Origin of the sequence: Allofrancisella heilbronnii (assembly GCF_000710735.2) — a bacterium.
GTDB classification, from domain to species: Bacteria; Pseudomonadota; Gammaproteobacteria; order Francisellales; family Francisellaceae; genus Francisella; species Francisella frigidaquae.
In genome coordinates this window covers 1259806-1280038 of record NZ_CP144673.1, presented here as the reverse complement: position 1 = coordinate 1280038, position 20233 = coordinate 1259806, and the positions used below count along the sequence as shown (strand labels likewise).

Genomic DNA, 20233 nt, shown 5'->3' with positions numbered 1-20233 from the left:
AATTTAAAAATTTTAAACAAAATAATAGAAGGAAAAAAAATGAGCGCAAACGAATTATATGCTAAAGTAAACTCTATCATAGTTGAACAATTAGGCGTTAAAGAAGAAGACCTTAAGCCAGAAGCTTCTTTTATTGATGATTTAGGTGCCGACTCCCTTGATACAGTTGAGTTAGTAATGGCTCTAGAAGAAGAATTTGACACTGAAATTCCTGACGAAGATGCTGAAAAAATCAGAACTGTTAAAGATGTTTACGACTATATTGACTCTAAAGTAAACTAATCAAAAATTAATCTCAAAAGTGGCATGATTTTATTTAGACTAGTTTCATGCTTTTTTCTAAAAGAATTAAATAGGTTAATTTAATATGAAATCTAATCGTAGAGTAGTTGTTACTGGTCTTGGAATGGTAACACCTTTGGGAAATGATGTGCCTACGACTTGGGCTAACATCTTAGCTGGTAAAAGTGGCGTAGAAACTATAACTGGTTTTGATACTCCAGCACCAGATATTAGTGAGTTCAAGGTAAGATTTGCAGCAAGAATTAAAAACTTTGATGTAGAGAAGCTTGTAGGCAAGAAAGATGCAAAAAGAGTGGATCCTTTTTGCTACTATGGTATAGCTGCTGCTAATGAAGCTTTAAAGGATGCTGGTATAGATAAAGTTTCTGAAGAAGACTCTTATAAGTTTGGAGTGGCAGTTAGTTCTGGTATTGGTGGTATTGAAACTTTAGAGTCTACAAAAGCTACTATTGATGCAAAGGGACCATCAAAAATATCTCCTTTTTGTATACCATCATCAATTATAAATATCTTATCTGGTGTTATATCAATAAATCATGGCTTACGTGGGCCTAATGTGCCTATAGTTACTGCTTGTACAACTGGTACTCACAATATTGGTATGGCAGCGAGACTTATAGCTTACGGTGATGCTGATGTCATGCTTGCAGGAGGTTCTGAGAAAGCTAGTAACGCTATTGGTATTGGTGGTTTTGCTGCCGCTAGGGCTTTATCTACTCGAAATGATGACCCGCAAGGAGCTTCTCGTCCATGGGATAGAGATAGAGATGGTTTTGTCTTAGGTGATGGCTCTGGAGTAGTAGTATTAGAAGAGTATGAAAGAGCAAAAGCACGTGGAGCTAAGATTTATGCTGAAGTTGTAGGTTTTGGTATGTCAGCCGATGGTTACCATATGACTATGCCTTACGCACCAGGTCAAGAAAAATGTATTAAAAATGCTTTAGCAGATGCAGGACTTGAAAAAAACCCTGATGCTATAGATTATGTAAATGCACATGGTACTTCGACTCCTTTAGGTGATGTTCAAGAAAGTCAAGTGGTTGAAAAAACTATTGGTCAATATAGAAAAGACCTTGTTATGAGCTCTACAAAATCTATGACGGGTCACCTACTAGGTGCTGCTGGTGCAATTGAATCTATATTTAGTGTCTTAGCTATAAGAGACCAAGTTGCTCCACCAACCATAAATTTACAAAATTTAGATGATGGCTGTAACTTGGATTATGCTGCTAATGCTGCTAAAAAAATGAAAATTGATTATGTGCTTAATAATTCCTTTGGTTTTGGTGGCACTAATGGGTCAGTTATCTTCAAGAAAATTTAGTCCTTTAGACAATTAAGTATAAAAACTTGAAAGCCACTACATGTGGCTTAATTTTTCTGTAGATTTACTTTTGTTTACACAATTGGTTGAAACTTTTTATATTTTAGGGCAAATTCATCTTCTTCAAACTGCTCATAGTTCTTGATAAAAGCTTTAGCTAAGGATTTATACTGTTTTTTGTATTCTGATTGATCCTGCCAGTAATTAGTTAAATGTAAGGTTTGGTCTTGGTCTTGGATTGTTATTAATGATTTAAAATTAAAATATTTTTGTCGTACATATTTAAAAGTAATATCTTGCTTATCATTTACTAGATAGTTAACGATAGCTTTTGTTTCTTCTACCGGTACACGCCTACCTGTTTTAAAATCGCCATCTATCCAGCCAACATTTATCATATAAATTTTAGCGTTACTATGTTTTAATCTTTGCCGTAAAATACTTGCGTACCTTGTGGGTTGGAGTAATAAAAATGGTTGAGCGTAACAACTAGAAAATTCAGGTTTTGGTTCTATTACACCTTCTTCAACTCCTGTTGAAGTACTAGTATAACCTGATAAGAAATAATATATTGCTTGACCTTTACTTAATTTTGCTATTCTAGGCAACACACCTTTCGCGTCTTTTACTAAAAAAATTATTGTACTAGGATCACTAGTATTTGTAATACAGTTTTCAAAATTTTCTCGACAAAATGTTAGATAGGTGTTGCTTTGAGAATGTTCTTTATGTCCGAAAATGATATTCCCGCCCTCATCAAAATTAGGGTTTTCTATAAGCAAATGGTTTTGTAAAACGTTTTTTATACGGCTATCATCTTCTTTAAAACTAGCAGCTTTGATAGTTAGTCCAGATTCTAAGCTGTATAAACCTTTTGATTCTGTCCATGCTATGGCTTCATTTGTGACTAAAGCCCTATGGTTGTCTAAAGCTAACGTTGTCTTACCACTACCAGAAAGCCCTAAGAACATAAGGCTTCTAGCTTCTGCATCAACCCCAACAGAGCAGTAAAAGATACCAATATTATTTAGCGATAAATAATAACTCATGATCGATAACAAAACTTTATTAATTTCTGCAAGGTAGCGAGTACCTATAAATATGCTTTGGCGTTGTTTAAGGTTTGTTGCTATAACTTTTGATGAATTCAACCCGAGTTCTTTATAGTTATCTATACTAGTTTCAGGGGAATGCATCATTATCCATTGTGGTTTAAAATCTTCAAGCTCCTTTATAGCTGGCCTAATACATATAAGTCTAAAAAAATAAGCAGCTGAAGCTTGAGTTGTTATAAGTCTAACAGCTATTCTGTTTTTTTCATCATGGTTATAAAAACCTTCTATAACAAATATATTTTTGCTAGAAATGTTATCACAAAGTTTTTGTTTAATTAACTTCCAGTCTTTACGTTTAAGCCTTTTGTTATCAGAACCATGTTCATGCCACCAAACATTTTTTTTAGCGTATTTAGTTTCAACCACATACTTATCATCAGGTAGTCTGCCTTTGATATTTCCACTATCGACTATTAAGGTTTTACCATCCATATTTATGAAGTTACAAGTATGTTGCGCGTGTTCAGCAAGTTCATCCAAAGTTAAATTTTGGTACACATTTTTTGTTGTGAATAAATACTTACTATCATCCACAATAGACGGATCCATGATACAAGTTTCCTTATTAGCCAGGTAAGCTAGTGATATTTTAGTCAGATTATAGCTGGAATATACTTTTTTTTCAAAAAATTGTACGCAGAGTTCTCGAATAAAGTAAAATATTAACTAATATATTAAATCCACATTATTATAAGAAATATGACTGATAAAAATTATACTGTTAAAACTCACTTTATCAAAAATATTGTTAAAAAAGACCTAGAAAATAATAACATTTCTAGCATACTAACACGGTTCCCACCGGAACCTAATGGTTATCTGCATATAGGACATGCAAAATCTATTTGTCTAAATTTTGGCATAGCTCAAGAATTTGGTGGAAAGTGTAATCTACGGTTTGATGATACTAATCCAGATAAAGAAGATATCGAATATATAAATGCAATCCAAGAGGATGTACAATGGCTTGGTTTTAAGTGGGAAAATCAGCCTCATTTTGCATCAGAGTATTTTGATAAAATGTATGATCTTGCTGTGTTACTTATCAAAAAGGGAAAGGCCTATGTTTGTGATCTGTCTGCAGATGAAGTGAAGCAATATAGAGGCACCCTAAAAGAAGCAGGCCACAATAGTCCATATAGAGATAGAAGTATACAAGAAAATCTTGAACTTTTTGAAAAAATGAAAAAAGGTGAATTTGCTGAAGGTAGTAAAACTTTAAGAGCAAAAATAGATATGTCATCTGGCAATATCAATCTAAGGGACCCAGCTTTATATAGAATAAAATTCTCACGTCATCCAAAAACTGGTGATAAATGGTGTATCTATCCAATGTATGCTTTTGCCCATCCATTAGAAGATGCTATAGAAGGTATCACTCATTCTCTTTGTACTCTTGAGTTTCAAGATCAAAGACCATTTTATGATTGGGTGGTAAATGAGACAGAGTTTCAAGTTAAACCTCAGCAAATAGAGTTTTCTAGGCTTAATCTAAACTATACGATTACAAGTAAGAGAAAATTGAAATATCTAATTGATAATAACTTGGTAAATGGTTGGGACGATCCACGTATGCCTACACTAAAAGGTTATCGTCGTAGAGGCTATACTGCAGAATCTATCCGTAATTTTTGTGAAATGATAGGAATATCAAAACAAGATTCTATAATTGATGTATCAGTACTTGAAGAGTCTATTAGAGATGACCTTAATAAAAACGCTTTAAGGAAAAATGCTGTTTTAGATCCTATTAAAATAACTATAAAAGGGATGCAGCCACATACCTTAGATGTGCCAAATCATCCACAAAACCACGATTTAGGTAGAAGAGATATCACCATTTCGTCTGAGATATTTATTGAAAGAGATGATTTTGTATTTGAGCTTGAAAAAGGTATGAAAAAACTAAGTCCAAATGGTCGAGTGCGACTTATGAATAGCTATGTAATAGATTGTGACGAGGTTATTACAGACGTTAGTGGTAAGGTTATTGAATTAAAGTGTAGCTATCTACCAGAAACTCTAGGTGGTAAAAAACCAGAAGATGATAAAAAACCAAATGGTATTATCCATTGGGTAGATGCTAATAACTGTATAGATGCTGAAATTAGGATTTATGACAGACTTTTTAATGACGAAAACCCAACTAAATTTGAAAACATAGAAGATAGCTTAAATCCTAATTCTATGGAAGTTATCAAAAATGCTAAGCTAGAACAATCTCTAGAAGATGCTGTGCCTGAAGAGCATTTTCAATTTAACAGAATTGGCTATTTTGTAGCAGATCAGAAAGATTACTCAAAAGAAAAGCCTGTATTTAATAGAACTGTAACTCTTAGAAGCAGTTAGGATATTAAAAGTTAGAATCTGGCTTTTGTTTGATATTTTGTCCATTCTAGTTCACACATAGATAAAGGGACTGTTGCAAACTAAAATTATATGTTTCTAACTGTGTTAAAAATATTCTCAAAATGCTCATTTACTACGTGTAAACTGTGCTTTTTCGAACATTTTTGCCTTGTTACCATCCATCTAATTCCAGCTTGCAACAGCCCCATAATAAGTTATAAAAAGTCTACTATCGTTATAATCTCAGTTCATATTAGTACTTTAAATCTCTTGACTTAGATTTACAGCAGAAATATTAGTAAAATTATTTAGTCTGACTCTAGAAATCCAGTTTCACGCGTCACATTTTGTAATTTGAAAAAATGATTAGCAACTTGTTTGTTGGCAATATTTGTGATCAAAATATTAAAATGTGTACAAAAATAAAAAATGGGGATATTAACATGATTGATAGTGATGAGTTGTTAGCTATTGGTGCAGCACTTGTTCAGACAGTTAGAAAATATATAAAGTATTCAGAAAATATCGAACTATTATATTCTAACTATAAAGCAAGCAAATTTTATAAAAAAAGACGTGAAGAAGTGATACAGATAGATAATATACCAGGCTTAACTTATACACCCCAAGGGTATGGGAAAGTCGGACTAGAGCTAGGTGTTGGTTGGTGTGATGAGCTATCGTTAGCTTGCTTGTATATAGCACAAGGCTCAAAAAAAATAAGAATAGGTACATTTTATTTATCCCTTATAAGTACCTTCAAGCATACGTTTGTATTAGCCCATACTAGTTTAAAGTTATTCAATAGTACATCTTCGGACTGGGTATATTACAAAGATAATGTTCATGGATTATCAATCGATCCTGAGTTAAGCAACGCTGTTATTATTGATCCATGGACATATAAAGCTACAAAATTATCAAATTATTTAGAGCATTTGGAACATGCAGAATTATTCCAAGTTAGAGATTTTTTTGAGGGTACCATAAGGTATGGAGGTGTCCGTATTACAATCTCTCCAGAAAGTGAAGTCACTAATATAAGTGAGGATTATGTAAATACGTTTGAATTTTTTTATAAAGAGCAACAACAAAAACTATTAGAACGTAGTGATAGTTTTGCTAGAGGACGTGTAGATTTAGTAGCGTGGAAAATAGTTTAATACTTGATGTTAATAGAGAAAATGAAAATGAAATTGTAACAGTTCAAAGGATGTATCGTGGTTATACAACAAGGAAGCATTTGCAGCAGCAATTAATAAGTTTAATAGATTTTTTTACTAAATTAAAAAGTAAATCATCATACTGGTATAGTTGGTGTCTTCATAGTGATCGAAAAGGTAAAGCTATAAACTCTGTAATTTTATATCTAGAAAGATGTATAGATGATTATAAATATCCCGGGGAAGATAAACTGGTAAAAATATTTACAAGAGTAATGACTATACTTCCTATCGTAAGAAGCTCAAATATAGCACCTACTAATTTAAGCAAGGAAAATATAACTATGACTTCAACAGCTAAAGGATTATTTAGTTTAGGTGTAGTGCCGGAAACAAAATATGACTTTGAAAAATATACCTCAGATGTGGATTTAAAATTAGACTAGGTGAGAGATATTCGTAGGCACAGAGCTATGGATAGAGTTAGATATACAGCTCTTTTAGATAAGTTAGAGGGTTGGAACGCGCAGTTCAGGTTGGAAAAATTATATACAAATAAAGATGGTTACTATAATTTAGTAAGCAAGGCTATAGATTCATAAATCTGGCTGAAAACTTCAAGTAAGCTTAGCAACCACTTATTAGTTGAATTAGTCTAGGACGTTTTAATAGCTTTTGGCATTAAAAGTTAAAATTAATATTAAAAATTTAATTATTATTATATAATAATGTAAAACAAATTTAAATGTTATATACAATGATCGATAGTAATGAATTGTTAGCTATTGGAGCTGCTTTGGTTGAGACTGTTAAGTTTTATATACCCTACTCGGTGAACATGGTTAATAAAGGGCAACTATTTTATCAATACAAAAATACGGACTTTTATAAAAAGCTTCATAATGACATGGTAGATTCAAGAAAAGATCCTACAAAACTTAACGGTTACATTGAAAGGGCACAGGCAGCTTTATCTATGGGTACAGCAAACTGTGGTCGTCTAATAGCTGCTGCAATGTACGTTAGTAACTTGATTGAAACTGCTTACCATGAAGAAATTTACGTAACAGAGATTATAATTGAACGAGAAGATAATAATCATGTGGTAATTATACTACATCAATCGGAATTGTTCTTTAATCTAAAAAAAGTTAACTTATCTAGATTTTCTAACTTAGAAAGCTTATATGCAAAATATGAAAATGACTTGAGAAATGCTATTATAGTTGACCCGTGGATTCATACAGCGGTAAAACTTTCTGAAGTTAATAAGCTTTTAGAAAGCGCAAAAGATTATAAAGTAGAAGATTTCTACGCAGGAGTAATTAATATAAATCAGAAGACAAAAGTATCTACTTTATCACAAGATGTAAATTACATAGAAAAATATTCATATTTAGTAAATAAATTTGAGGAGTTTTACCAGAAACAAAAAGAAAAATTAGAAAATGGAAGAAGCTCTTTTGCTCAAGGTCGTAGATTTAGTAGTGTGAAGAATGGTTTGATACTTGATGTTAATAGGGAGCACGAAAATAAAATTATAACAATCCAGAGGATGTATCGTGGTTATGCAACAAGGAAGTCTTTAGATCAACCACAGCTTCATGCTAATCATAAATTTTTGAATGATAGGGGTCAAGGCAGTTTTCTATATGAGGAAGAAAAAAAATCAGATTCAAGTAGAAGCTCTTATAGCAGCAGATTGTCAAACCAGAGTGTTAAGCATCGACTAGCAAAAGATTGGAAATTAAAAAAGGACACTGAGACGTGTAAACAAAAGATTTTAGAAGTACTTAAAACATATTCGAAATTTAATCCAAATAATGCTTCAAAGTTTTCGAAAGTAGCAGAGTACTTTAAGGGTAGACATCATGCAGGGCGATTAGAAATGGTCTTTCGTGCAATATATATGGCAGACAATGTAGATAATATGTTAGACATTTTAAACAAAGAAAAGAAGGCATTTGAAGACGCTGTTAATTTAAAGCAAAAGTATAATGGAAGTGATAAAATTACTGAGCGTTGGACTAAGGATCCTTGGCAAATAAAAAATCTTCCTAAAAATTTCGAAAAATCAAAGTATTATCGAACTATTTGTGAGGCGATAAGAGTTGCAAAAGAGGTTATAATAGACGAAAGTTCAAATTATTTGTAGTAGCTCAAACTTGATCTGACAGTCACCAATTAATTTGAGACTGAATTTATTTCTAAACTAGTGTCAGATTTATCAAACATATTACCTAAATTTTTCTCTTTTGCCAAAGGTTTTGAGTCAATAAAAGTTTTCATAGGCGTTTTCCATAACAGTGCTTACCAGAATGTGGTCTATCGTTATTGTAATAATCCAGCCATATATCAACATCTTGCTGAATCTCCTCAATCGTTGAATAAACCTTTTTTCTAAACATTGTCTCATAACATTCATTTTTCATAGTTTTATGAAATCTTTCACAGATACCATTAGTTTGAGGGGAGTTAGCTTTTGTTTTAGTATGGTCAATGTCTTCTATGCTTAAGTACATCTGGTAGGAATGATTCTCCAGCTTTCCACAATATTCCGTGCCTCTATCTGTTAATACTCTTAATAGATCTATTCCATGTTCCTCAAAGAATGGTAATACCTTATCATTAAGCATATCAGCAGCTACTATTGCATTTTTTTCTGTATATAACTTAGCAAATCCTACTCTAGTATACGTATCTACAAATGTCTGTTGATATATCTTACCTATACCTTTTATATACTCTACATAGCTATCTTGAGATCCTAAGTAACCTGGATGATGCGTTTCAATCTCACCAGTAGCAACCTTTTTAGCTTTTTCTTTTTCTAAAGCTTGTAATTGAGCTTCTGTAAGTATAAAGCCATCTTGAGCTACTTTGGTCTCTAGTGCTGTTAATCGCTTCTTAAAATTCTCTAAGTCATGTCTAAGCCAAATAGATCTAACTCCACTTCCTGAGACTAATATTCCTTGCTTTGCTAATTCATTTGATACTCTATGTTGTCCATACGCCGGATATTCATAAGCCATATTAACTACTGCTTGCTCAATATGTGCCTCAACTCTATTTTTCTCTAATGGCTTCTTACGGGATATTTCTTGTAAAGCTAATTCTCCACCATTATCGTATAACTCTTTAAAGCGATAGTAGCTGTCTCTTGAGTAACCCATCACTTTACAAGCTTGCTTGACATTACCTAATTGTTTTGCTAATTCTAACAGACCTAATTTGGGTTTGATTATCTTTTGAGATGCATTCATTTTATTCTTCCTTAATTTGACATCTTATTTTATACACAATGTCAGATTAAGTCAAAGCTATTACAAATTATTACGTATAAACGCTAATCTTCGACTTTGTTTAGCTAATTTGTTTTTCAATACATCAAGATTAAAATAACAGTCTTTGCTAGCATATATTTCTCTGTTGCCTTACAATAACGTTATTTGACGGTTTTTTATTAATAGGTATGATCATTTCTCTAAAAGAGTTAGCAATTCAAGTAGGGTTTGAATATATAGGCAAAGATGTTCAAATAAAAACTATCACTATTAATTCAAATGATATTAAGCAAGATAGTTTGTTTGTTGCAATAGTAGCAAATAGGGATGGTCATGATTTTATTCCTCAAGCTATTACAAATGGTGCAAAAGCACTATTAGTTTCTAAAAAGCAAAATACAGATATTCCGCAAGTAGTCTGTGACAATACGATTCGAGGCTTACGTAAGCTTGCTAAGGAGTATCGTAAATCATTAAAAATGCCAATAATTTCGCTAACAGGTAGTTGCGGTAAAACAACTGTAAAAGAAATGATAGTAACTTTACTAAGTGATAAAAAGGTTCACTTTACTAAGGGTAATTTAAATAATTACCTTGGTGTACCAATGACTATTTTAGAAGCACCTCAAGATGCAAATTTTGCAGTAATTGAAGCTGGTACTAATGTGGGTGGTGAGATTAAAGCAGCAGCTGAAATTATTCAACCGGATATAGCTATGATTACAAACGTTGGAGCTTCACATTTAGAAAATTTGAAAAGTTTAGAAGGTGTAATGGCAGAAAAGGGTGAACTATTAAAGGCAATACCGCAAGAGGGCTATTGTATAATAAACCTTGACGATGAGAGAATACCTAAGTATGTATCTGCCTTAGACTGTAAAAAAATCACTTGCTCTATGTTTAACCAAATGGCAGATATTTACATAAAAGGATATGATGTTATCCAAGACACCTATAAGGTTAAACTTAGTATCTTTAGTAAAGAATATGAATATTTTCTTCCAGCTATAGGGAAACACAATTTATTTAATAGTGTATTAGCTATTGCTAGTGTAGTTGCTGTAGGAATTGATCCAAAAGATTTTCTTAAAAATACTAGCAAAATTAGTAATTATAAAGGTAGATTTTGTATAAAGAAATTAAGTGAAAAGTTAATTCTGGTAGATGATACATATAACGCTAGTGTTGCTGCAGTAAAAGCAGCTATTGAAGATTTATCAGAGTTTAATGGAAAAAAGATTTTAGCTATTAGTTCGATGAAGGAGCTTGGTAACGAGGCAGAAAATTATCACCGGCAGATGGGGCAGTGGTTACAAGAAGCAAACTTAGATAGAGTTTTTTTATATGGTGATAAGAGTTTGCTAGAAGTTACTCTTAGCCAAATTCAAAGTGAGAATGTTAAACTTTATGATACAAAAGAAGAGTTAAAAAAAGATTTAGAACAAGTTCTTAAGCTTTGTAATGATGTAGCTACAAAAGTCATAGTTAAAGGCGCTAGAAGTTATGAGATGGAAGAAGTTGTAGATTTCATAAAAACTTTATCTATCGACTTTCAAGGCGGTAGATTACGTGGTCAATCCTAACTGAGTAACGTACTACTTTTTAGTATAATTAGCTATACTTAGTAACTTGAGTTATATCGCCATTTTTAGAAATTTTTATATAATTGCCTGTTTTGAACCAGTCTCCTAGTACGTATCTGGTGTGGTCTTTTTCGTTGTGAATAGCCATTCTGTGAGTGTGGCCATGGATTATAATATCACAATCTTTACGATATTTTTCTATTCCTATTGATGTGACATCTATATTTGGTTGTCTACGATTTTTCACATAACTATGACTTCTTACATTTTTAGCAGTTTTTTCCCTTAAGAATAATGGTAATCTTCGAAATAGAAACCTTAAAGGCTTATTATAAGCAATCCATTTACGGTAGATTTGGTAGCTTTTATCATCAGTACAAAATAAATCACCATGAGAAAAAAGAATTTTTTTATCAGCAATGTTTAGATAATAAGGATCTCTAATTATAGTTACACCACTGTATTTTGCAAATTTTTTGCCAATCAGAAAATCGCGATTACCATGCATGAAAAATATTTCTAAGCCTTTATCACTAGCTTGTTTTAGCCACGTTGTAATTTGATGATAAAATCTATCTTTGTGGTTATCACCTATCCAATAGTCAAAAAAATCACCTAGTATGAAAAGAATATTTTCATTTGATGATATTTTTTCAAGAAACTTTTTGAAAATATTAGCTGGTTCACTATGATGAGCGTTTAGATGTAAATCAGCTATTATATATATATCTTTGTTATGATCCATACTTTTCACGATAGTTTTTAAACTTGCTAATCATTTCTTCATCAAGATTTTCTTTAACATACTCAAATATGCTTGCAAAGTTAGTAACAGCTAAAACCGGGATGCCAAAGTCTTGGGAGATTTTTTTTGTAGCTGAAACATTGCTGTCCTTGGCTTTCTCTTGACGGTCTATCGATAGTACAACACCAGTGATTTTAGCATTTATGTTTTTTAACTTATTATAAGACTCATAAAAGGCAGTTCCAGCGGTCATTACGTCATCCACAAGTAGAACGTTTTTATTTGTCATATCTGCACCCACAAAAATGCCACCTTCACCATGATCTTTTGCTTCTTTGCGGTCAAAAGCGTATGGCATATCGAAGTTATATTTAACAGCTAAGATAGTTGATATAGCTGCTACTAGTGGTATTCCTTTATACGCAGGACCAAATAAAATATCATATTTTATATTATTTTTAGCTATTAGCTGAGCGTAATAATCTGCTAATGTTGCAAGCTGACTGCCAGTACTAAATAGCCCAGCATTAAAAAAATATGGGCTAATCCTACCTGATTTAAGGGTAAATTCTCCAAATTTAAGAACTTGGTTTTTGAGGGCAAATTCAATAAACACTTTACTTTTCTTGTATTTAAATAATTGTTTTGTAAGTATAAATAATAATTCACAGAATACTAGTAATAACTTTGTAACAGCAGGCACTTGCATTAAAAAGAGTCGATATGATAAATTTATATGACACTTTAAGCAATGAGTTTCAGATATGGTTTAGCTATTACAAATGAGACTCGCGGTTAAAAGCTCTCCATTAAAATGTTTGATAAATATAGTTTAGTATCAATTAATTTATTCAAATATCTAATACTCCCTGAATTTCGAATGACTTCAATTTCATTATCTATAGTCTTTATCACATCTTGAATAGAAGTTTGTTGTTGAATGCTATTAAACATCAAATTAGCTCTATCTTTATAAGATTTCCATGATAGAGTTTTTATATCAAGATATTCTTGAATGTGTGCTAAACATACTTGTTTAACTTTGGGTAAGTTAAAATTGAAAATTTTATTATTAAGTTGTTCAACTATTCTAAGTTTATTAAAGTTTAGGTTAGCTTCACAAGTTATATTTTCTTTTCTAATCAACCCCCAAATAGTGATGCTATCATATTCATTATCATCAAGGTCGTCATGATATAATACATGCATATCCTTTCCTGTATATAGTTTGCGCCATCTGTAACTATGAGTAATACTATTGTTAATAGTATTACTATTAGCTTCAGATTTCCAAAATTTACCCTTTTCATCGGACATTGCATATTCGCTATGGCCTGGACCTTCTTTCATAGTAGTTCTTATAAAAACTCCGCCATTAAACTTTCCACTTGTGATCGCTAAAATTGCATTTTCAGTAGTAGACAACCTATAATCTAACGTTACTTCTTGTATAGTAAACCATTTTTCTAAAAATATAGCGGTTAAACGTTCACTCCTTAAATAACCAAAAGATGCTATTTTTTTATCATTACGGTTTAAAAGTATACCATTTGTTTCCAGAGCAGCACAAATAGCGCTATTACTACATAACATTCTACCTGGGTTATTGATAGAAGCATATTGGCTAGCTTCTTTCATTGTTAGTTTTGATACTTTTGTTGTTGATGCATGCTGGATAAATTTTTTCTGAAGTATATTGATTGTTGCTGAAATAGCAATCAAACTATTCTCTTTTAAAATCTGTTTAACATTTTCTAGGTGGGTTTGAAAGAGGATCTTATTATATTCATCAGAGTTAGGTGATTGTTGTTGCATATTAGCTATTGATAGCTTAGCCAGGGCATTTACATTTTCAACGATAAAAGTACAAGTTTCTCTTTTCATTCTAGATAAGTGTAAATCATCAGAAATTTTAGGAATGGTACTTAAATACTTAGATTTAAATTCTGCTTGTTCTGTAAACTTAAGATAGTCTGTTAAAATGATTATAGCTTTTACTTTTAATTCTTCCCCTGTTGAACGTATCATATCCATCTTTGTAATGCCAGAAATAAAACTCTTCTTAACGTAAAAAGTTGTTAAAAAGTCTTTCTTAAAAAACCTTATAGGCTCACATAGCTTATCTTCTTCATCTAAGAGTTTGACCAAATTTTCATTAAATTCGAGATATGCTTCAATATATTGTTTAAAATTCATTGTATTGTTTCTCTATTGGTATTATTTACTTATATTTCAAGAATGCATATACAAAGTTATCATCTTTTTGGAAGTTTGTAATACTGCTTTTAATGTTTCTATCATTTTTTGCTATCACTTTACAAAAAAAATATATAACTAAATATACAAGTTAGATACGTTATATCATATGTATTATATTTAATAAGGTGTAGTTATTTTTGATAAGAGTGATGCGAAATATTTTTATTGCATGTTTATTTTTCAAAACCGTATTATTGCGCATTCGCGAGTCTTTCTAAAATGTGATTAGCATGTTTGCGTATATTGTCGCTGTATATTTAAAAACTATAAGCTGATATAATTGGTAGCAATTTTTGTTATTCATTTTTTTAATTGATGTCTAAACATATTCATATTTTAGGAATTTGTGGAACTTTTATGGGCTCACTAGCTATATTAGCTAAGCAAAAAGGTTATAAAGTTACTGGATCTGACACTAATGTTTATCCTCCAATGAGTACTTATCTTGAATCGCAAGGAGTGGAGATTATTCAAGGTTTTGATTGTTCACAGTTAGAGACAAAACCAGATGAAATTATTATTGGTAATGTTATGAAAAGAGGGATGTCAATAGTAGAAAAAATTTTAGATGAAAAATTAAATTATTTTTCTGGACCAGAGTGGTTATACCATAATATATTAAAACGTAAAAAGGTTATAGCTATAGCTGGGACTCATGGTAAAACTACTACTACTACTATGACTATTAAAATTTTAGAACAGGCTGGTTTTAACCCAAGTTTTCTTGTTGGGGGAATTAGTGGGGATTTTGGAGTTTCTTCAAGGTATACAGATTCAGAATATTTTGTTATTGAAGCAGACGAATATGACACAGCCTTTTTTGACAAACGCTCTAAGTTAACTCACTATGATCCTAGTATTTTGGTGATAAATAATATCGAATATGATCATGCTGATATTTTCAAAGATATCGATGCTATCTATTGGCAGTTTCATCAACTTATTAGAAAAATGCCAGCTAGTGCAAGCATAATCTATAATGCTTCTGATGTAAATGTACAACATATAATGGATATGGGCTACTGGTCAAATACTATTGCAGCTAATTCAAAATTGGGTTTCTATATTACAGAATACTCTAATGATTATTCTAAGTTTATGCTGGGTTCAAATAGTAGTGATAAAGTAGAAATTTCTTGGAACTTTATCGGTGAGCATAATGCTTTAAACGCATTGAGTGCTTATGCTGTAGCTAAACAGCTTGATATATCTAATAACGATATTAAGCAGGCTTTAGAGAGCTTTAAAGGTGTGAAAAGACGCTTGGAAGTATTATGTAAAAGAGAAGGTATTGTTTTATACGATGATTTTGCACACCACCCAACGTCTATAAAACTAACGTTAGAAGCTGTACGCAATAAAAATCCACAAGCTTATATAATTGCCTTGATAGATCCGCGATCTAACACTATGAAACAAGGAAATAATAAAGAAAGCTTACCTAATGCGATACTAAAGGCAGATAAAGTTTTATTGTATGATCATGCTTTATTAAAATGGAATGCAAACGAACTCTTAAAAGATAATACAAGCGTTGATTTTATTAAAAATATAGAAGAGTTTGTGGATATAATAGGATCTTTAGTAATCCAAAAAAATAAAGAAATAGAAATAGTTATGATGAGTAATGGCTCTTTTGATGGCTTAAGAGAAAAACTTGTAAAATTTTTGGAAAGCTTATAATGAGTGATTTAGTGTATGGAATCCATGCTGTAGAAAGTTTGGTAAAAGCAAACCAAGCAAAAGAGTTGCTTGTATTACAAAAGCAAAGCTTAAATGCTAAATTATCTCAGATTATAGATGAAGCTAAAGCTTTAGGCATAGAGATTACATTTTTAAATAGTATTAAAGATTTGCCAAGTTGTATTAAAAAAGATGCAAACCACCAAAATATTTTTGCGATTGAAAAGTCTAATCTAAGAACATATAGTGAAAATGATATCCCCAATTTATTGCTAGAGAGTGAAAAACCTTTCATCCTAGTGCTTGATAGTGTTCAAGATCCACATAATTTTGGTGCTTGTATCCGTAGTGCCCATTCAGCTGGAGTGGATTTTATTGTGGTTCCTAAAGATAATAGTGCACCTGTAAATGCTACAGTTAAGAAAGTAGCTTGTGGAGCTGCTGAGCACACTAAAATTGTTGTAGTTACAAACCTAGCTAGAGCTATAGAAAAGCTTAAAAAACACGGAGTGTGGGTAGTAGGTTTAGCAGGTGAAGCTAGTGATAGTTTGTATGATATGAATTTAAATGACCCAATAGCTATAGTAGCAGGTGCAGAAGGTAGTGGAATGCGACAACGCACTAAAACAAGTTGTGATTTTTTAGCAAAGTTACCGATGTTTGGTAAAGTTTCTAGTTTGAATGTTTCGGTAGCTGCTGGTATAGCCTTATATGAAACAGTAAGGCAAAGGACTGGTTGAAAAAATCATTATGGGATGTTGCAAACTAAAATTATAAGTTGTCAAACTGAACTGATCTGGCTTATAAAAAATCATCGTGTACAGAGATCGATCTGTAACACTTAGCTTTTAGGGTTGATATAATATATAATCTAGCTCAAACCGTCTGGAAATATAAAAATGGCTATGAAAATTTATCATAACCCGAAATGTTCAAAATCACGCCAAGCTAAACAGATTTTAGATCAACAAGATGTAAACTATGATGTACATTCATATTTAGATAATCCATTGTCAATAGAGGAGTTAAAAGGTTTACTTAAAAAACTTAAACTTTCTATAAGAGACATTATCCGCACAAAAGAAGAACTTTGGAAAGAAAACTTTAAAGATAATGAATACTCCGAAGATCAACTAATAGAAATAGTAGCTAAAAATCCAAGGCTGCTAGAAAGACCAATTATTGAGCATAAAGATTTTGCCGTTGTAGCAAGATCAGAGGATAAGATTGCTGAGATATTAAATACTTACTAGTTTTATGCTAGTATTTAAAAGTTAAAATTATCTATTTACGGAGATTTCTTATGCATAAAATATTTTATACAATAACTGATGAGGCACCAGCATTAGCTACAGGTTCTTTTTTACCAATAGTTCAAAGTTTTACTAAATTAGCAGATATTGCTTTAGAAACAAAAGATATATCATTAGCATCACGTATACTTGCTAATTTTAATGATTATCTGACAGACGAGCAAAAATGTTCTGATGACCTTGCTATTTTAGGTGAGCTAGCAAAAACACCAGACGTTAATATTATTAAACTGCCTAACATAAGTGCTTCTGTACCACAGCTAACAGCAGCTATAAAAGAGCTACAAACAAAAGGGTATGATATTCCTGATTATCCATTTGAGCCTAAAGATGAAAAAGAGCAAGAAATAAAAAGTCGCTACTCAAAAGTTTTAGGAAGTGCAGTAAACCCAGTTCTAAGAGAAGGTAATTCTGATCGTCGTGTGGCTGCAGCTGTCAAAGTTTATGCCCAAAAGCATCCACATTCTATGGGCCAGTGGACAAAAGATTCTAAATCTCATGTTGCAAGTATGGCGGATAATGATTTTTATGCTAATGAAAAATCTTACATAGTACCAAAAGCAACAACTGTGAAAATTGTTCATGTTGACAACAAAGGTAAAGAAACCACATTAAAATCAAACTTAAAATTAGAAGAAAAAGAAATCATTGATGCTACTAAAATTTCTGTAAAAGCTTTGAGAGAATTTTATAAACAAGAAATACAAAACGCTAAAAAAGAAGGCACCTTACTTTCTTTACATTTAAAAGCAACTATGATGAAGATTTCTGACCCAATATTATTTGGTCATGCAGTAGAGATTTTCTTTGAAGATGTATTTAAAAAATATGCAAAGGAGTTTAAAGAGTTAGGTATAAACCCACGTAATGGCTGGGGTGATGCAGTTGAGAAAATAAAACAACTTCCTCAAGAACTTCAAGATAAAATAAATGCTGATATAGAAAGAGTTTTTGCAAAGCAGCCTGATATTGCTATGGTTAATTCAGACAAAGGTATTACAAACTTAAATGTTCCAAGTGATGTGATTATTGATGCTTCAATGCCTGCTGCTATTCGCTCATCTGGGAAGATGTGGAATAAAAATGGCAAGCTTCAAGATATGAAAGCTATGATTCCTGATAGATGTTATGCTGGTGTATATGCTGCAACTATAGATTTTTGTAAAGAAAATGGCGCTTTTGACGTTGCAACTATGGGTGATGTTTCAAATGTTGGTTTAATGGCTAAAAAAGCAGAAGAGTATGGCTCGCATGATAAAACATTTGAAGTACAAGCTGATGGTAAAGTGTTAGTGATAGATGCTGAAGATAATATTATATTTGAGCATAACGTTGAAAAAGGTGATATTTGGAGAGCTTGCCAAACTAAAGATATAGCAGTTAAAGATTGGGTTAAACTAGCTGTTAATCGAGCTAAAATTACGCAAAATCCTGCTATTTTCTGGTTAGACTCTAAGAGAGCTCATGATAGAAATCTTATCGCTAAAGTGCATGAGTATCTAACTCTACACGATACAACTGGTCTTAATATTGAAATACTTTCTCCAATTGAAGCTACAAAATACTCTTTAAAAAGGATGAAAGAGGGTAAAGATACTATTTCTGTTACAGGTAATGTTTTAAGAGATTATCTGACAGATCTTTTTCCTATTTTAGAACTTGGTACAAGTGCTAAGATGCTTTCTATTGTACCACTTCTTGCTGGTGGTGGATTATTTGAAACTGGTGCTGGGGGTTCTGCCCCTAAACACGTTGAGCAGCTAATTAATGAAAATCATTTAAGATGGGATTCTTTAGGAGAGTTTTTAGCGTTAGGGGCTTCTTTAGAAGATCTAGCAATTAAGACTAGAAATTCTAAAATTAAAGTTCTTGCTGAGGGTTTAGACCAGGCAAATAAAGATTTCTTAGATAATGACAAATCACCTCATCGCAAGGTTGGTGAGCTTGATACTAGAGGTAGTCATTTTTATTTAGCCTTTTATTGGATAAAAGCATTAGCTAAACAGAATGATGATCAAGAGTTAAAAGCTAAATTTGAACCGATTTACCAAGAGCTAAAAGCTAATGAAGAAAAAATTGTTAAGGAATTGGCTAGTGTTCAAGGTAAAAAAGCCGATATAGGTGGGTATTATTTACCAGAAGCTAGTAAGCTTAGTAGTGTGATGAGACCAAGTAAAACTTTCAATAATATTTTGACCAAAATATAGGAGTGAAAATGTCAGAAGTTAAAAAAGATGAATATATAGAAATTAGTCTAACTAAAATTATAATAGCGATATTTAAAAATGTTAAAACTTTTTTATTAGTGTTTTTGTTAGGAGTTATATTATCAGTTCTTTGTGTTTTAATTTATACACCTAAATATGATTATGAACAAATAATACAGCCACCATTTTACTTGAGTGAGCAAGGTGAAGTTAGAATATTAGATGGAGTTAAATTGAATATTATATTAAATAATATTCTTGCAAGTATACAACATACTGATCCTAATAATAAGCTTTTAAATAATATTGAAATCTCGGTAGTAAGTAAAAACAGTAATGAGAATTATGAAAAGGGTGATACAAAAATAAATTTATTTTCTTTGATTGTGAATGCACCACTTGATTCTAAAGAAGAAGTAGAGCGTTTATACAATTTGCTTATGAAAGATTTTTCTGAATCTGTTGCAGTGAAAAGACAGGTTCAGGTTTGGAGAGATAATACTCAAAGGAATATAGAAGCTAATAATGAGTATATCACTCGTTATGGTGACCTTATTAAACAGAATCAAGATTACTTAAAAGAACTGTCTTCGCAAAAAAGATTATCTGGTATTGATGGGCAAACCTTATTATCCAGTTATGTTAACCGTATTGAAGGTTACCAAAAACAAATTTTTTCACTAGTAGACTCACAAAAAGCTTTAAAGTTGCAACTTGACAGTCTTCAACCAGAGGTAACTAAATTTGACGATATTGATTATGAGAAAAACTCTAAGTTTTCAAAGCTTCAAATATTAGTTTTAGGGGTGTTATTATCAATATTTTTGGGATTATTTGGAGTATTTGTAAAAGTTATAATTAAAAGAGCTATTATTGAGTACAGAAATTCTGAAACCAGAAGCTAA

General features: G+C 31.7%; 17 protein-coding genes and 1 pseudogene. 13 read left to right on the top strand and 5 right to left on the bottom strand.

What is annotated here, in order from left to right; genetic code table 11:
* Nucleotides 1-39 precede the first annotated feature (39 nt).
* The gene (acpP, locus tag FRA_RS05970; protein WP_035719877.1) at nt 40-282 is read left to right on the top strand and encodes an acyl carrier protein; all 243 of its coding nucleotides are present in this window, start codon (nt 40-42) and stop codon (nt 280-282) included.
* 85 nt (nt 283-367) lie between these two features.
* On the top strand, nt 368-1627 hold the full coding sequence (gene fabF / locus FRA_RS05965) for a beta-ketoacyl-ACP synthase II (protein WP_035719876.1): 1260 nt from the start codon (nt 368-370) through the stop codon (nt 1625-1627).
* Nucleotides 1628-1701: 74 nt separating this feature from the next.
* Here the strand turns inward: fabF and FRA_RS05960 are convergent, their stop codons facing one another.
* Nucleotides 1702-3291, bottom strand: coding sequence for a phosphoenolpyruvate carboxykinase (ATP) (locus FRA_RS05960; protein ID WP_035719874.1), 1590 nt, complete (start codon nt 3289-3291; stop codon nt 1702-1704).
* A gap of 150 nt (nt 3292-3441) precedes the next feature.
* On the opposite strand from FRA_RS05960, the gene FRA_RS05955 reads away from it, so the two are divergent.
* From FRA_RS05955 to FRA_RS05935, 5 genes are all read left to right on the top strand, one after another.
* On the top strand, nt 3442-5091 hold the full coding sequence (locus FRA_RS05955; protein ID WP_035719872.1) for a glutamine--tRNA ligase/YqeY domain fusion protein: 1650 nt from the start codon (nt 3442-3444) through the stop codon (nt 5089-5091).
* A 443-nt stretch (nt 5092-5534) separates the two neighbouring features.
* Nucleotides 5535-6254: a hypothetical protein gene (locus tag FRA_RS05950; RefSeq protein WP_155960880.1), complete on the top strand. Its 720-nt coding sequence runs from the start codon at nt 5535-5537 to the stop codon at nt 6252-6254.
* A complete protein-coding gene (locus FRA_RS05945; protein WP_035719868.1) occupies nt 6239-6700 on the top strand; it encodes a hypothetical protein in 462 nt (153 codons plus the stop codon). The genes FRA_RS05950 and FRA_RS05945 overlap by 16 nt, the downstream gene beginning before the upstream one ends.
* A gap of 27 nt (nt 6701-6727) precedes the next feature.
* Nucleotides 6728-6856, top strand: a complete 129-nt coding sequence (locus FRA_RS05940) for a hypothetical protein (RefSeq protein ID WP_321174110.1) — start codon at nt 6728-6730, stop codon at nt 6854-6856.
* Between the two features lie 143 nt (nt 6857-6999).
* Nucleotides 7000-8409: a hypothetical protein gene (locus tag FRA_RS05935; RefSeq protein ID WP_035719866.1), complete on the top strand. Its 1410-nt coding sequence runs from the start codon at nt 7000-7002 to the stop codon at nt 8407-8409.
* Nucleotides 8410-8438: 29 nt separating this feature from the next.
* Here FRA_RS05935 and FRA_RS05930 read toward each other — a convergent pair.
* A pseudogene (locus FRA_RS05930) lies at nt 8439-9517 on the bottom strand (IS481-like element ISFw3 family transposase).
* A gap of 209 nt (nt 9518-9726) precedes the next feature.
* Between FRA_RS05930 and FRA_RS05925 the strand changes: the two are divergent.
* Nucleotides 9727-11121, top strand: coding sequence for a UDP-N-acetylmuramoyl-tripeptide--D-alanyl-D-alanine ligase (locus tag FRA_RS05925; protein ID WP_051686768.1), 1395 nt, complete (start codon nt 9727-9729; stop codon nt 11119-11121).
* A gap of 28 nt (nt 11122-11149) precedes the next feature.
* Here FRA_RS05925 and FRA_RS05920 read toward each other — a convergent pair whose 3' ends face one another.
* The 3 genes from FRA_RS05920 to FRA_RS05910 all read right to left on the bottom strand — a co-directional run bounded on the left by FRA_RS05920 (nt 11150) and on the right by FRA_RS05910 (nt 14062).
* Complete coding sequence (locus tag FRA_RS05920) at nt 11150-11866, bottom strand: UDP-2,3-diacylglucosamine diphosphatase (RefSeq protein ID WP_035719863.1); 717 nt, start codon at nt 11864-11866, stop codon at nt 11150-11152.
* Entirely contained in the window at nt 11856-12482 is a 627-nt protein-coding gene (gene pyrE / locus FRA_RS05915; protein ID WP_035719989.1) for an orotate phosphoribosyltransferase, read from the bottom strand. The genes FRA_RS05920 and pyrE overlap by 11 nt, the downstream gene beginning before the upstream one ends.
* A gap of 179 nt (nt 12483-12661) precedes the next feature.
* Entirely contained in the window at nt 12662-14062 is a 1401-nt protein-coding gene (locus FRA_RS05910) for a hypothetical protein (RefSeq protein WP_035719861.1), read from the bottom strand.
* Nucleotides 14063-14440: 378 nt separating this feature from the next.
* Here FRA_RS05910 and mpl point away from each other — a divergent pair, with 378 nt between their 5' ends.
* The 5 genes from mpl (at nt 14441) to FRA_RS05885 (ending at nt 20233) form a co-directional block, all read left to right on the top strand.
* A complete protein-coding gene (gene mpl / locus FRA_RS05905) occupies nt 14441-15808 on the top strand; it encodes a UDP-N-acetylmuramate:L-alanyl-gamma-D-glutamyl-meso-diaminopimelate ligase (protein ID WP_035719859.1) in 1368 nt (455 codons plus the stop codon).
* Nucleotides 15808-16548 carry a 23S rRNA (guanosine(2251)-2'-O)-methyltransferase RlmB gene (gene rlmB / locus FRA_RS05900; RefSeq protein WP_035719855.1) on the top strand — a complete coding sequence of 247 codons (741 nt, stop codon included), beginning with the start codon at nt 15808-15810 and terminating at the stop codon, nt 16546-16548. The genes mpl and rlmB overlap by 1 nt, the downstream gene beginning before the upstream one ends.
* Before the next feature lie 165 nt (nt 16549-16713).
* Nucleotides 16714-17061, top strand: coding sequence for an arsenate reductase (glutaredoxin) (gene arsC / locus FRA_RS05895; protein ID WP_035719986.1), 348 nt, complete (start codon nt 16714-16716; stop codon nt 17059-17061).
* A gap of 50 nt (nt 17062-17111) precedes the next feature.
* Nucleotides 17112-19328, top strand: a complete 2217-nt coding sequence (locus FRA_RS05890) for an NADP-dependent isocitrate dehydrogenase (protein ID WP_035719853.1) — start codon at nt 17112-17114, stop codon at nt 19326-19328.
* A gap of 8 nt (nt 19329-19336) precedes the next feature.
* Nucleotides 19337-20233 carry a Wzz/FepE/Etk N-terminal domain-containing protein gene (locus FRA_RS05885; RefSeq protein WP_035719851.1) on the top strand — a complete coding sequence of 299 codons (897 nt, stop codon included), beginning with the start codon at nt 19337-19339 and terminating at the stop codon, nt 20231-20233.